The sequence below is a fragment of the Bradyrhizobium sp. 192 genome (assembly GCF_023100965.1).
Lineage (GTDB): Bacteria > Pseudomonadota > Alphaproteobacteria > Rhizobiales > Xanthobacteraceae > Bradyrhizobium > Bradyrhizobium symbiodeficiens.
Genome location: NZ_CP064690.1, coordinates 139,918 through 152,741, shown reverse-complemented (window position 1 = coordinate 152,741; position 12,824 = coordinate 139,918). Strand labels below are relative to the sequence as shown.

The following is a 12,824-nucleotide window of genomic DNA, read 5'->3' as shown; positions in this document are numbered from 1 at the left end:
GACTGATTAGACGCCGAGATAGCGCTGCAGCAGCTCCGGCTGGGCCTTGAGCTCCTGAGCCGGGCCTTCGTGAACGATGTGGCCGTTGTTGATGATGTAGATCCGGCTCGCCAGCGCCAGCGTCGCGGCCAGATTTTGCTCGACCAGCACGATGGTCTGGCCGGCCGCCGCCAGCTCGCGGCAGGCCTTGACGAGATCGTGGACGATGACGGGCGCAAGTCCCTCGAACGGCTCGTCCAGCAGCACGATCTTGGGATCGCGCACCAGCGCCCGCGCGATCGCGAGCATCTGCTGCTCGCCGCCGGAGAGCTCGGTGCCGCGGTTGCTGCGCCGCTCCTTCAGCCGCGGAAACATCTCGTAGATGCGGCCGAGCGGCCAGCGCTTCGGAGCGGTGATCCCGGCAAGGACGATGTTCTCCTCCACCGACAGGCTGCCGAAGACGCGGCGCTCCTCGTGCACGAGCTGCATTCCCGCCTGCGCGATCCTGTGGCTCCTGCGTCCGGCGATGTCGATGCCGTCGAACTTCACGCTGCCGCTGCGCGGCGTCACGACGCCCATCAGGCTCTTCAGCGTCGTGCTCTTGCCGGCGCCGTTGCGGCCGAGCAGCGCCACCACCTCGTGACGTTCGACGTGCATGGCGACGTCGAACAGGATGTGGGAATCGCCGTAATAGCTGTTCAGGCCGTTGACCTCGATCAGGCTCATGCGGCGATCTCCCCATGCACGCCGCCGAGATAGGCCTCCTGCACCGCGGCGTTGGTCTTGATTTCCTCGGGTGTGCCGGAGACCAGCACTTTGCCCTCCTGAAGCACCGTGACGCGCTCGACCAGCTCGAACAGCGAATCCATGTCGTGGTCGATGATGATCATGGTGCGCCCGCGCGCGATCGATTTGAGCAGCTTGACGGTCTCGACCCGTTCGCGCGGGCTCATGCCCGCGAGCGGCTCGTCGAGCAGCAGCAGGCGCGGCGAGGTCGCGAGCGCGAGCCCGATCTCGAGCCTGCGCTTCTCGCCATAGGCGAGCTCGGCGACCGGCGTGTCCGCGCGGCGGGTCAAGTTGACCAAAGCGAGCGTATGCTCCACCTGCTCGTCCAGGCCCTTGACGCTGGAAAGCTTGCGGAACAGGTCGAGCCGGAACTTGCCGCGCAGCTCGGCGAGCGCGGCGATCGTCAGATTCTCGCGTACGGTGAGGCCGGTGAAGAGCTGGTTGACCTGGTAGCTCTTGGTGAGCCCGAGCTGGCAAACCTCGGTGACCTTCAATCCCGTGATATCACGCCCCTCGAGCACGATCTGGCCCGAGGTCGGCGCGATCTCGCAGGTCAGCATCTTGAAGAAGGTCGATTTGCCGGCGCCGTTGGGGCCGATGATGCCGCACAGCTCGCCCTGATTGACGCTGAAATCGATGTCGCTGTTGGCGACGAGGCCGCCATAGCGCTTGGTGAGGCCGGTGGCTTTCAGGATCGGCCCGGAATAGACGGGGTGCGCGACCTCCTTGGCCTGCATGGGCGCCGGCGGAGGTTGCAGTGTCGCCTCAGCGTCCGGCTCAGACTCCGTATCGCTCCGCTGACGCCTGCCGGAGACGAGGCGATAGAGGTCCGCAAGACCGCCGATGATGCCGCCGCGCAGGAAACACACCAGCAGCACGAACACGACGCCCAGCACCAGCTTCCAGGCGGCGCCCAGGCCCAGCGCGGATTGGAGGAAATCCTGCAGGAACAGCCAGACGGTCGCGCCGACCAGCGGCCCGAACAGCGTGCCGCGGCCGCCGATCGCGGTCTGCATCACCAGTTGGCCGGAGGTGTCGAAGGTGAAGGCATCGGGCGGCATGAAGGCCTGGAGCACGCCGAGCAGGCCGCCGGCGAAACCGGCGTAAGCGGCGGCGATCACGAAGGCCGTCAGCTTGTAGCCGTGGATGTTGTGCCCGACCGCGGTGGCGCGCAGCGGATTATCCCGGATCGCGCTGAAGATAGCGCCGACCGGCGAGCGCACGATCCTGAGCGCGATGATGACGCCGACGAAGTAGCACAGCGCGATGAACTGATAGAGCGACCAGCCATTGGTGAAGTGAAGCGTGGTGAAGCCGAGATTGAAGCTCGGCGTCGGCACCCCCGGCAGACCGTTCTCGCCGCCGGTGAAATCGGACAGCGGATTGAACTCGACGAAGAAGAACACCTGCGCGATCGCCACGGTAATCATGGCGAAATAGATGCCGGTCCGGCGCAGTGCAATCAGGCCGACGAGGTATCCGGTCGCGGCGGCCGCTATCATGCCGATGATCAGTGCACCCAGCACGTTGCCGAAGCCGGCGCGCGTCAGGAGGTAGGCCGCGACGAAGCCGCCGGTGCCGTAGAAGGCCGACTGGCCGAACGACAACAGTCCGGTGAAGCCGAACAGGATGTCGAAGCCGAGCCCGAACAGGCCCCAGACCAGGATCCGGTTCACAGTGTTGGGCGCGAAGCCGAGATGAGGCAGCACGAAGGGAGCCACGATCAGGCCAACGGCCGTCAGTGTCTCGATCAGGAACGGGCGTTGCTTGAACATGGGAAATCGCTTACTCGCGGCCCTGGACGCCGAGCAGGCCATGCGGTCGCACCACGAGCACGAGCGTCATGACCGCAAACAGCATCACATAGGCGTAGCCGGGGTTGAACATGGAGGTGACGCTGATGATTTCGCCGGCGATCAGGCCGCCGAGGATGGCGCCCGGAAACGAGCCGACGCCGCCGATCACGACCACCACGAAGGTCTGGACCAGGATGTCGTCACCGATGCCCGGTGTCAGCGACACCACCGGCGCGTTGACGATGCCGGCAAAGCCGGCGGCCATCGCGCCGATGCCGAACACCACCATGAAGACGCGATAGACGTTGATGCCGAGCGAATCCACCATCACCGAATCCTCAATGCCGGCCCGCACGATCATGCCGAGCCGGGTCCGGTAGAGGATGATGAACAGCGCCCCGAGCGCGATCGCGACGATGCCGACCACGGCGAGGCGGTAGGTCGGATAGAACATGAAGCCGAGATTGGTGATGCCCTGGAATATCGCCGGCGGCGGGACCAGCTGCGACTGGCTGGAGAAGATCAACCGGATGATTTCGACGAAGCAGATGCCGAGCCCGAACGTCACGAGCAGCTGATCCTCGTGCGGCCGATGATAGAAATGGCGAATGATGACGCGTTCCATCGCGACGCCCAGCAGCATCACGAACAGGGAGCCGGCGATCACGGCGATGATGAACGATTCCGTATACTGGTAGGCGACGAAGCCGGCATAGCCGCCGATCATGAACATCGCGCCATGCGCGAGGTTGAGCACGCCGAGCGTGCCGTAGATGATGGTCAGGCCGGAGCTGATCAGCGCGAGCAGCGCGCCGAGCGCGAGCCCGTTGAAGAGCTGCGAGACGAGGTTGGGCCAACTAATCATGCAATGGTCACGGTTGTGGCGCGTTCCGGCGGTGCGCAAAAAAGGGTGACGCCGCAGGAGCCGGAGGCGACCTACGGCGTCACAGGGGTTAGCGCGAGCTCAGCTGTAATCGCCGAGATGGCAGCCGAAGGCGTCCGGCTTCTGCATCAAGCCTTCGCCCGGGACGATCTCGACCACATCGTACCAGTCTTCCTTGTTCTTCATGTCCTTCTGCTGCTTGCCCTTGACGATGATCACGGGACGGACGCACTGATGGTCCTCGGGACGGTAATGTACGTCGCCGACCAGTGACGGCAGCGTCTCGCCCTTTTCATAGGCCTTGATCACGTCGGGCGGGTTGAAGCTGCCGGCCTGCTCGCACATGCGCGCCCAGTGCGCGAAGCTGACATAGGCGTTCTCCGCGCCCCATTCCGGCTTGTAGCCGTGCTTCTTCTCGAAAGCCTCGTTGAACATCTTGGCGAGCGGGAACTTGTCCTCGAGGGTCCACCAATAGTCGGTGGCGGCGAAGACGCCCTGCATCAGCCCGCCGGTCTCGCGTGCGATGAAGGGCACCTGGTAGGGGACGACCAGCTTCATCTTGTCGAGCACGCCGAACTGCTTGGCCTGCTGGGTCGACAGCACCGCATCGTGGCCCCAATTGACGTTGATCAGCACGTCGGCGCCGGAATTCGCGACGTTCAGCAGATAGGAGGAATAATCGGGCGCGCCCAGCGGCGCGACCTGGTTGGTGACGGTGGTCCAGCCGGCGGTCGCGAGGAAGTCCTGCATCGATTTGGTGACGGTGTGGCCGTAGGTGTAGTCCGGCGTGAGATAGGCGGCCTTCTTGCCCTTGCCGAATTCCTTGACCATCACGGGGCCGATCGCCGCCGCGGCGGTCTGGCCGAAGAAGTTCTGGCGGAAGCCGTAGCGGACGCAGTCCTTTCCGGTCGTGTCGTTCGAGCCGGAGATGCCGCACACGAAGATCACCTTCTCGCGCTGGGCGAGCTTGTTGAGTGCGACCGCAACGGCGCTCGAGGTGCCGCCGGTGATCATGATCGCCTTGTTCTCGCTGATGAAGCGCTGCTGCGCCTGCACCGCCTCGTTCGGCTTGGCCGCGGAATCCGCGACGCCGAATTTCAGCTCCTTGCCGAGCACGCCCTTGCTGGTCTTCGGCGAGATCTTCTTGATCAGGTCGTGACCGCTGTTGATGTGCTCGATCGCGAGCTGATAGCCCTTGAGCTCGTCCTCGCCCTGCACGGCATAGGTGCCGGTGCGCGGAACCGAGATGCCGATGAAGGCGGTGGAACCCGAGACGCCCGCGGGATACGAGCCGATCGGCTTGTCCTCGGCAAAGGCCGGCATTGCCGGCAGCACCGAGCCGCCGATGAGGCCCGCCGTGGTCTGGAGCAGACCACGGCGCGAGAGGCCACGGCGAATGAGATGGTCAGTCATGATCGTTTCCTCCGGATATCGTTCTTGTTTGCAGGCAAAACACAACTTGTCCGGCGGCAACCGGCCTCGAAGGGCCTGTCTGCGCCGGGCATGTCACATCCGCGTGTGGCTCCCAGACGTAAACATTGCTTGTGAACACCTTCTGTCAATTTCGTCTTTGGTCGAACGATCGAGATTATCGCGTGAAAACATATCGGATCACGATATATATTAGTCTTTGTGAGTACGAGGCTGGCGGGTTCGGCGGAGGAAAATGGCGCGGCAGACACCAGTGGCGGGTGCCCGGAAGCAGCAGGCATGGCCGCAAGCGGCGGAGCGACAGGCAACGGAGGGGAGCGATCGGCATGCGGCGCCGCAGCCTGGCGATGCCGCCCGCACTGCCGAACCGCGCAATCGGTCCACCGGCCGACACGGGCTCGTCGTCGGCAGCGTTCATTCGAAGCGCGAGCCCGGCCCGATGCAGAAGCTCAGCGTGCGCGCCCAGAACGTGTTGAAGGAGCTTGCGGTCGAACTCACCGGCGAACAGCCGCCGAAAGGGACTTGGTCGCCCTCACAGAAATTGCTTCGCGCGCTGACGGCCGAACGCCTCGCGACGGCGCGCAACTGCGGTCCTCATACCATGCGGGAGATCGTGGACTGGGCGCAGGGCTGTGGCGTGACCATCGGCCCGGTGCTCCCGCCGGGCGGCTCGCTGTCGCAGATGTGGGGCGAGTTGATCGCCAAAGCGTCGGCCGGCAGCCTGACCAGCGCCCAGATCGCCGGAGCGCTGCAGCGCTCGATCAGGCGCAAGAGCGTCCGAATTCCGATCGCCTTTCAGGTCATCCTGGTGAAGATCCTGCTGTCGAGCTTCGAATAGCGACCGGATAGCTGTGCATCCACGGCCTCGTCCGGTTGGTTTCGGGGCGGCGTCTTGCTACTTTTGTCTAAGTCGCCCGCCTTCTCGAGCTGGAAGCCCGAGGTAGGGCGGCTCGACATGGTCCAGGATGCAAGCCAAGCGATCCAAGGCAACGGTCACCCCATCGCGCTCGAATAGCCGCACGATGCATGATGCCGATTACGCGGCGCTGGCGCAGTTCCGCTATCAGATCCGGAGCTTCCTCGCCTTCAGCGAGAAGGCTGCGGCGAAGGAGGGATTGACGCCGACGCAGCACCAGGCGCTGCTCGGCATCAAGGGCTTTGTCCGTCCGGGGCCCGCGAGCGTCGGCGACGTCGCGCGCTTCCTGCTGATCCGGCATCATTCCGCAGTCGAACTGGTCGACCGTCTGGCCAAGCTCGGACTGGTCAGCAGGCTTGCCGACCCCGACGACGCCCGGCGCGTGCACCTCAAGCTCACCAGGAAGGGCGAGCAGAAGCTTCGGGCGCTCTCGCGGAAGAACCTCGAAGAGCTTCGCCGTGCTGCGAGCCCGGCCTTGAGTCGTCTGTTGAAGTCGTTCCGGGTCTTCAGCGAAAGCTGACTTCGCGGCCGATCGCGCCGGTCAGGCCGCCGCGCCTTGGGCGGCGAGCTGGGCTGCCTGATGCTCCGTGGTCAGCGCGTCGGTCAACTCGCCAAGCGCTTCGCCTGCGATCACCTGCGGCAGCTTGTAGAGCGTCAGATTGATGCGGTGGTCGGTGACGCGCCCTTGCGGAAAATTGTAGGTGCGGATGCGCTCGGAGCGGTCGCCCGAGCCGACCTTCTCCTTGCGCTCGGCCGACCGCGCGGCGTCGAGGCGCTGCTGCTCGGCGTCATAGATGCGCGAGCGCAGGATGTTCATGGCGGAGGCGCGATTCTTGTGCTGCGAGCGCGAGTCCTGCATCATCACCACGATGCCGGTCGGAATGTGGGTGATGCGGATCGCCGATTCGGTCTTGTTGACGTGCTGGCCGCCGGCGCCTTGCGCGCGCATGGTCTCGATCCTGAGATCGTCGTTCTTGATGTCGACGTCGACTTCCTCGACCTCCGGCATCACGGCGACAGTCGCGGCAGATGTATGAATCCGTCCCTGCGTCTCGGTGTCGGGCACGCGCTGCACGCGGTGCACGCCGGATTCGAACTTCAGCTTGGAGAACGCGCCGCGGCCCTGCACCTCCGCGATGATTTCCTTGTAACCGCCAACGGTGCCTTCGCTGGCCGAGATCACCTCGACCTTCCAGCCCTGCAAGGCAGCGAAGCGCTCGTACATCCGGAACAGGTCGCCGGCAAACAGCGAGGCCTCGTCGCCGCCGGTGCCGGCCCGGATTTCCAGCACCACGTTGCGGTCGTCCATGGCGTCCTTGGGCAAGAGCGCGACGCGGATCTTCTGGACCAGTTCCTCGATTTTCGGCGTGAGTTCGTCACGCTCGGCTTCCGCCATGGCGCGCATCTCGGCATCGGTTGCGGGATCGGAGATCAGCGCCTCGGTGTCGGCGAGCTCCTTGACCGCCGCGCGATAGGCCTTCACGGCGTCGATCAGCGGGGTGATCTCGGCGAGCTCGCGCGTGATCTGCACATAGCGCTCGGAGGCGAGCTGCCCCAGCGATTCGGCCTCGAGCGAGGCATGATGTGCAAGGAGCAGGTCCAGTTTGGCTTCGGGGAGTGACGACATCGGTTCAGTCTCAAATGGCGGAAGGCGGCGAGGCGGCAAGGAGCGGCGACGAGGCCCGCTACAACGCCAGGCCTTCGGCTTCGGCAAATTCCGTCAGTTTCTGCCGGATCGAGACGCTGCCCGCCGGCGCGTCCAGCAGCGGGCCGAGCATGGCTTCGGCCTTCTTGGCATCGAGATCGATGACCATCGCCTTGACCGGGCCGAGTGCGGTAGCCGACAACGACAGTGAGTGGTAGCCGAGCGCAATCAGGGCCAGTGCGCCGATCGGCTTGGATGCCATCTCGCCGCAGAGCGAGAGCGACTTCTTCGCCGCCTGCGACTTGCGCGCGATGTCGCGCAGCGCGCGCAGGATCGGCGCCGACATGGTGTCGAAGCGCTCAGAGACCTTTGCATTGCCGCGGTCGACCGCGAACAGGAACTGGAACAGATCGTTGGAGCCGACCGAGATGAAGTCGACCTTCTTCAGGAGCTCGTCGAGCTGATAGAGCAGCGCGGGGACCTCGACCATGGTGCCGATGTCGATTCGCTCAGGCAGCGTGTGGCCGTGCTGGCGCAGGTAAGTGAGTTCGCGCTCGACCAGCGCCTTCGCCGAATCGAATTCGGCGACCTCCGAGATCATCGGGAACATGATGCGCAGCGCGCGGCCGCCGCCGGCGCGTAAGAGCGCACGAATCTGGCCGCGCAACAGGCCGGGACGATCGAGCCCAAGCCGGATCGCGCGCCAGCCGAGCGCGGGATTTTCCTCGATCACCGCTTCCATATAGGGCAGCGCCTTGTCGCCGCCGATGTCGAGGGTGCGGAAGGTGACGGGCTTGGTGCCGGCGGCATCCAGCACGGTGCGATACAGCGCCAGCTGGTCGCTGGTCCGCGGCAGGCTCTGGCCCACCATGAACTGCAGCTCGGTGCGGAACAGGCCGATGCCGGCGCTGCCGGTGTCCTCGATATGCGGCAGGTCGATGGCGAGACCTGCATTGATCATCAGCTCGACCTTCTGGCCGTCCCGGGTGACGCAGGGCCGGTCGCGCAGCGCCAGATATTGCGCCTGGCGGCGGGCACGGAAGCGCACACGCTCGGCGAAGGCCGCCTCGACCTCCTGCGACGGGCGCACATAGATCATGCCGGAGGTGCCGTCGACGATGACGGCGTCGCCGGGATCGGCGATACCAGGCGCGTTCGGCACCTCGCCGACCGCGGGAATGCCGAGTGCGCGCGCCACGATCGAGACGTGGGAATTGGCGGTGCCTTCCTCCAATATGATGCCGCGCAGGCGCTTGCGGTCGTAGTCGAGCAGCGCAGCCGGCCCCATCGCGCGGGCGATGACGATGGCGTTGTCGGGCAACTGCTCGCGTGACGGCGCGTGGTCCTGACCGACCAGCTGACGCATCAGGCGGTAGCCGAGATCTTCGAGATCGTGCAGCCGGTCGCGCAAATAGGGATCGGTCGAGCGCAGCATGCGCGCGCGGGTGTCGGACTGCACGCGCTCGACCGCGGCTTCCGCGGTGAGGCCGGTGGCGACCGCCTCATGCAGCTTGTGCGACCAGCCCTGGTCGTTGGCGAACATGCGGTAGGCTTCCAGCACCTCGCGATGCTCGCCGCCCTCGGCGACGTCGCCGCGCTCGAGCATGCGGTCGAGATCGGCGCGGAGCTTGGCCAGCGCGGTGTCGAGCCGCTTGATCTCCTTGGGCAGGTCCTCGGCGATGTAGTCCTTGATGACGACACGTGGCTCGTGCAGCACGACATGGCCGAGCGCGATGCCCTCCGACAGGATGGCGCCGACCTTCTGCGCGGAATGGCGCGCGGCCGGCTCCTGGCCTGGCTGCGCCAGCGCGGACAGCTCGCCCGAGGCGATCAGCTCGGCAAGCACCATCGCGGTGGTCTGCAGCGCCTCGAGCTCCTCCTCGACATAATTGCGCTTGGCGCGGTTCTGCACCACCAGCACGCCGAGCGTGTTGCCGGCCCGCAGGATCGGCACGCCGAGGAAGGAGTGGTAGATTTCTTCGCCGGTCTCGGGGCGGAACGAGAAGGCCGGGTGGCTCTGCGCATCGCTGAGGTTGAGCGGCGTCGCTTCGCTGGCGACGAGGCCGACCAGGCCCTCATGGGCGCTCAGCACAGTGTGATGCACGGCCTCGCGGTTGAGGCCTTCGGTGGCGTAGAGCTCCAGCGTGTTGTCGACGCGCAGCACATAGACCGAGCACACCTCGGCCACCATGTTGGCGGCGATCAGCACCACGATCTTGTCCAGCCGCTCCTGGGCCGAGACCTGCTCCGCCATGGTTTCGCGGAGCCGTCTCAACAAGACGCGGGGACCTCCCGACGCGCTCCGCATGTCCCCTCAATCTCCTCCGTCTGCCCGGCCCGGCGGTATCGGCCGGCGGCTGGCCCAAAAATCCAGAAAAACAACCAAATTGTTCGTCCGGCGCAGGCACAAACCCAAAATCTACTTGAGATCAGCGCTTGTACCGAATCAGCGCCGCCCTGAACTGGGACACAGTCTGCGGCAGCCCACCCTGTTCGCCGTATAGCGAATTGAGGCTTGTTTTGCCAAGCAAAACGCCTGCCAAACGCGAATGTGTGGAGACCTCAGCGTTTGCTGCGACCGCTAAGAGAAAATTAGTCCAGCCATGGTCCGGAAAAGTGCGAAGCGGTTTTCCGGAAAGACCATGCTCAAACAACAACCTGAAGCGTGACGATGGTCGCGCTTCAGGCCTGATCGAGACCGTAGAGCGTATGCAGGGTGCGCACCGCAAGCTCGGTATAGGCGGTGTCGATCAAAACCGAGAACTTGATCTCGGAGGTTGTAATGGCCCGGATGTTGATATTCCGCCCCGCAAGGGCCGAGAACGCCTGGGCGGCGACGCCGGCATGGCTGCGCATGCCGCTGCCGATCACCGAGATTTTTGCGACGTCGGTAGCGGTATCCAGCCGTGCATAACCGATCTTGGCCTTGGCGGCGGTAATCGTGTCCTTGGCGCGGGTATAATCGGCTGCCGGCACCGTGAAGGTGAGGTCGGTTGTCTTGCCGTCCTCCGAGACGTTCTGCACGATCATGTCGACGTTGATGTTGGCATCCGCCAGCGGGCCGAAGATCGAGGCGGCAACGCCCGGCTTGTCCTCGATCTGGCGCACCGAGATCTGGGCCTCGTCCTTCGAAAAGGCAATGCCGGTGACGACGTGGCTTTCCATGATCTCCTCCTCGCTGCAGATCAGCGTGCCGGGCGGCTGGTTGGCATGCGGGTCGATATCCTCGGGCTTGTCGAAGCTCGAACGGACGAAGATCGGCATGTTGTGGACCATGCCGAGTTCCACCGAGCGAACCTGGAGCACTTTTGCGCCCTGGGAGGCCAGTTCCAGCATGTCTTCGAATGCGATCTTGTCGAGCCTCTTGGCCTTCGGAACGATTCGCGGGTCGGTCGTGTAGACGCCGTCGACATCGGTGTAGATGTCGCAGCGGTCGGCCTTGACGGCGGCGGCGATCGCCACGGCCGAGGTGTCGGAGCCGCCGCGGCCGAGCGTGGTGATGCGGCCCGTCTTGGGCTCGATGCCTTGGAAGCCGGCGATGACCGCGACCTCCTTGCGCTCCCTGAAGCGCTTGATGATCTCGGTGCCGTCGATGTCCTCGATCCGGGCCGAGGCGTGGGCGTCGCTGGTCTTGATCGGGATCTGCCAGCCCTGCCAGGAGCGGGCCTGAATGCCCATGCCCTGGAGCGCAATGGCGAGCAGGCCGGATGTCACCTGTTCGCCGGAGGCGACGACGGCGTCGTATTCGCGCGCGTCGTGCATCGGCGAGGCCTCGGTGCACCAGGCCACCAGCTCGTTGGTTTTCCCGGACATCGCCGAGACGACCACGGCCACTTCGTGGCCGGCGTCGACCTCACGCTTCACATGGCGTGCGACGTTGCGGATACGTTCGATGTTGGCGACGGATGTGCCGCCGAATTTCATCACGAGGCGGCTCATGACGACGCGTGCATTCCTTCAAAGGGATCAGTATGGTGACCCGCACCGGACGGGTGCCTGTGGACACCGACCGCGCGTATACATAGCGGCGGGGCCGGGGGCAAGCGGGTTCCTGCGGGACCGGGTGCGGCAATGGGTTAACCGAGGTCATGGCGCGTTACATCGACGAGATTCTGCAGCCCGGCGAACGGGTGCTGTATTCGACCAATGCGCACTGGATCTTCTATTTCCCGGCCATCGTGGCCTGGATCGTGGCCGGCGCGCTCTTCGTGGCATCCCGGCAGCCGATCGCCGATTGGCTCGTCCTGCTCTGTCTGGTCGCCTCCGGCCTCGTTGCGCTTGCCGCGCTTTATTGGACCCTGAAGGGCTGGTTCCACCGCTTCACCACCGAGACCGACGTCACCAATCTCAGGGTCGTGCACAAGACCGGCTTCATCAAGCGCCGCACCTTCGAGATGGCGCTGGACAAGGTCGAAAGCGTCGACGTCGATCAGACCATCCTTGGACGTGTTCTCAACTACGGCGACGTGACGATTCGCGGCGTCGGCGAGGGGATCGAGACGATCAAGACCATCGCCTCGCCGCTCGCCTTCCGTAGTTCGATCACCACGCGGTAGGACCGCGCGTAACCATGAGCATGCAGCAAGATACTTCCGCAACCACAAGCCCGCAGCAGGGCTCGACCGTCGATGCCGCCGAGATCGCGAAATTTTCAAAACTCTCGGCGGAGTGGTGGGACCCCAACGGCAAGATGGCGCCGCTGCACCGGATCAATCCCCTGCGGCTCGGCTATATCCGCGATGCCGCCTGCCGCAAGTTCGAGCGCAATTTACGCAGCCTCAATTGCCTCGGCGGCTTGCGCGTGCTCGACATCGGCTGCGGCGCCGGCCTGTTGTGCGAGCCGCTGTCGCGGCTCGGGGCGCAGGTCATCGGCGTCGATCCCTCCCAGAGCAACATCGCCGCGGCGAAGCTGCATGCCGACAAGGGCCATCTCGCGATCGACTACCGCTGCACCACGGTCGAGGAGATCGACCCGCGCGAGCGCTTCGACATCGTGCTGGCGATGGAAGTGGTCGAGCACGTCGTCGATGTCGGCGTCTTCCTGAAGCGCTGCGCCGCGATGCTGAAGCCGAACGGCCTCATGGTGGTCTCGACGCTGAACCGCAACTGGAAGAGCTTTGCGCTCGCCATCGTCGGCGCCGAATACGTCCTGCGCTGGCTGCCGCGCGGCACCCACGAATGGAACAAGTTCGTCACCCCCGACGAGCTGGCCAAATACCTGCTCGACAACCGCCTCGTCATCACCGAGCAGACCGGCGTGGTCTACTCGCCCTTCGCCGACAAATGGTCGCTCTCGTCGGACATGGACGTGAACTACATGGTGGTGGCGGAAGGGATGGTGTGAGGGCGCAAGCAGGCTCAAGCATCGCTCCTATGACGTGGGCGTGA

11 protein-coding genes are annotated in these 12,824 nt (G+C 64.8%); 4 read left to right on the top strand and 7 right to left on the bottom strand.

The window, feature by feature from the left end; genetic code table 11:
• Positions 1-6 precede the first annotated feature (6 nt).
• The 4 genes from IVB24_RS00720 to IVB24_RS00705 all read right to left on the bottom strand — a co-directional run bounded on the left by IVB24_RS00720 (position 7) and on the right by IVB24_RS00705 (position 4,857).
• Complete coding sequence (locus tag IVB24_RS00720; protein WP_094973585.1) at positions 7-705, bottom strand: ABC transporter ATP-binding protein; 699 nt, start codon at positions 703-705, stop codon at positions 7-9.
• Positions 702-2,540, bottom strand: coding sequence for a branched-chain amino acid ABC transporter ATP-binding protein/permease (locus IVB24_RS00715; protein ID WP_247771739.1), 1,839 nt, complete (start codon positions 2,538-2,540; stop codon positions 702-704). The genes IVB24_RS00720 and IVB24_RS00715 overlap by 4 nt, the downstream gene beginning before the upstream one ends.
• A gap of 10 nt (positions 2,541-2,550) precedes the next feature.
• Positions 2,551-3,426 (bottom strand): branched-chain amino acid ABC transporter permease, encoded by an 876-nt coding sequence (locus IVB24_RS00710; RefSeq protein ID WP_094973583.1) that lies wholly within the window; start codon positions 3,424-3,426, stop codon positions 2,551-2,553.
• 99 nt (positions 3,427-3,525) lie between these two features.
• Positions 3,526-4,857, bottom strand: coding sequence for a substrate-binding protein (locus tag IVB24_RS00705; protein ID WP_247771738.1), 1,332 nt, complete (start codon positions 4,855-4,857; stop codon positions 3,526-3,528).
• Positions 4,858-5,314: 457 nt separating this feature from the next.
• Here IVB24_RS00705 and IVB24_RS00700 point away from each other — a divergent pair, with 457 nt between their 5' ends.
• Both IVB24_RS00700 and IVB24_RS00695 read left to right on the top strand, forming a co-directional pair.
• Positions 5,315-5,713 carry a hypothetical protein gene (locus tag IVB24_RS00700; RefSeq protein ID WP_244621126.1) on the top strand — a complete coding sequence of 133 codons (399 nt, stop codon included), beginning with the start codon at positions 5,315-5,317 and terminating at the stop codon, positions 5,711-5,713.
• A gap of 184 nt (positions 5,714-5,897) precedes the next feature.
• The gene (locus tag IVB24_RS00695; protein ID WP_244642735.1) at positions 5,898-6,311 is read left to right on the top strand and encodes a MarR family transcriptional regulator; all 414 of its coding nucleotides are present in this window, start codon (positions 5,898-5,900) and stop codon (positions 6,309-6,311) included.
• A 21-nt stretch (positions 6,312-6,332) separates the two neighbouring features.
• On the opposite strand, the gene prfA is transcribed toward IVB24_RS00695, so the two are convergent.
• The 3 genes from prfA to IVB24_RS00680 form a co-directional block, all read right to left on the bottom strand.
• Positions 6,333-7,418 (bottom strand): peptide chain release factor 1, encoded by a 1,086-nt coding sequence (gene prfA / locus IVB24_RS00690; RefSeq protein WP_247771737.1) that lies wholly within the window; start codon positions 7,416-7,418, stop codon positions 6,333-6,335.
• Between the two features lie 58 nt (positions 7,419-7,476).
• The gene (gene ptsP / locus IVB24_RS00685; protein WP_140482158.1) at positions 7,477-9,744 is read right to left on the bottom strand and encodes a phosphoenolpyruvate--protein phosphotransferase; all 2,268 of its coding nucleotides are present in this window, start codon (positions 9,742-9,744) and stop codon (positions 7,477-7,479) included.
• Between the two features lie 374 nt (positions 9,745-10,118).
• The gene (locus IVB24_RS00680) at positions 10,119-11,375 is read right to left on the bottom strand and encodes an aspartate kinase (protein WP_094973578.1); all 1,257 of its coding nucleotides are present in this window, start codon (positions 11,373-11,375) and stop codon (positions 10,119-10,121) included.
• A 149-nt stretch (positions 11,376-11,524) separates the two neighbouring features.
• Between IVB24_RS00680 and IVB24_RS00675 the strand changes: the two genes are divergently transcribed.
• Complete coding sequence (locus tag IVB24_RS00675; RefSeq protein WP_247771736.1) at positions 11,525-11,992, top strand: PH domain-containing protein; 468 nt, start codon at positions 11,525-11,527, stop codon at positions 11,990-11,992.
• 14 nt (positions 11,993-12,006) lie between these two features.
• Positions 12,007-12,780 carry a bifunctional 2-polyprenyl-6-hydroxyphenol methylase/3-demethylubiquinol 3-O-methyltransferase UbiG gene (ubiG, locus tag IVB24_RS00670; protein ID WP_247771735.1) on the top strand — a complete coding sequence of 258 codons (774 nt, stop codon included), beginning with the start codon at positions 12,007-12,009 and terminating at the stop codon, positions 12,778-12,780.
• Positions 12,781-12,824: the final 44 nt, after the last annotated feature.

Coding starts and splice junctions, on each gene's coding strand:
- IVB24_RS00720 (WP_094973585.1), bottom strand. CDS start 705: ATGAGCCTGATCGAGGTCAACGGCCTGAACAGCTATTACGGCGATTCC.
- IVB24_RS00715 (WP_247771739.1), bottom strand. CDS start 2,540: ATGTTCAAGCAACGCCCGTTCCTGATCGAGACACTGACGGCCGTTGGC.
- IVB24_RS00710 (WP_094973583.1), bottom strand. CDS start 3,426: ATGATTAGTTGGCCCAACCTCGTCTCGCAGCTCTTCAACGGGCTCGCG.
- IVB24_RS00705 (WP_247771738.1), bottom strand. CDS start 4,857: ATGACTGACCATCTCATTCGCCGTGGCCTCTCGCGCCGTGGTCTGCTC.
- IVB24_RS00700 (WP_244621126.1), top strand. CDS start 5,315: ATGCAGAAGCTCAGCGTGCGCGCCCAGAACGTGTTGAAGGAGCTTGCG.
- IVB24_RS00695 (WP_244642735.1), top strand. CDS start 5,898: ATGCATGATGCCGATTACGCGGCGCTGGCGCAGTTCCGCTATCAGATC.
- prfA (WP_247771737.1), bottom strand. CDS start 7,418: ATGTCGTCACTCCCCGAAGCCAAACTGGACCTGCTCCTTGCACATCAT.
- ptsP (WP_140482158.1), bottom strand. CDS start 9,744: ATGCGGAGCGCGTCGGGAGGTCCCCGCGTCTTGTTGAGACGGCTCCGC.
- IVB24_RS00680 (WP_094973578.1), bottom strand. CDS start 11,375: ATGAGCCGCCTCGTGATGAAATTCGGCGGCACATCCGTCGCCAACATC.
- IVB24_RS00675 (WP_247771736.1), top strand. CDS start 11,525: ATGGCGCGTTACATCGACGAGATTCTGCAGCCCGGCGAACGGGTGCTG.
- ubiG (WP_247771735.1), top strand. CDS start 12,007: ATGAGCATGCAGCAAGATACTTCCGCAACCACAAGCCCGCAGCAGGGC.